A 327-nucleotide genomic window follows, 5' to 3' on the forward strand; every position below is an offset into this window, starting at 1 on the left:
AATTGATGGGAATAATTATTATATTTATTCTAAGTTTATGAATCAATTTGATTTGACCTTAATGGTAGATTTGTGGAAACAAATTGTAAATGTATATAGAGATAAATATCATTTTCAACGTATTTCCAATAATGAGTTAAAAGAAGATGGTATTGTTATTCGTTATCCTTCTTTAAGTTTAAAACAAATCGCTCAAGTAGTAGAAGAAGGTATCTTACTTCCTGCTGGTGTTACAAAATTCACAATAAATTGTGGACGTTTTTTAAACTTAAATGTACCTTTAAGATTTATTATCCGTGTAGATTATGTAGAAGAAGATTGGAAAGA

1 pseudogene is annotated in these 327 nt (G+C 26.6%); it reads left to right on the top strand.

What is annotated here, in order from left to right:
- Positions 1–327 (top strand): annotated as a pseudogene (locus KVT31_RS29440) (ParB N-terminal domain-containing protein); the annotation flags it as partial.

Origin of the sequence: Bacillus sp. GbtcB14 (assembly GCF_019091205.1) — a bacterium.
Taxonomy (GTDB): Bacteria; Bacillota; Bacilli; order Bacillales; family Bacillaceae_G; genus Bacillus_A; species Bacillus_A cereus_AG.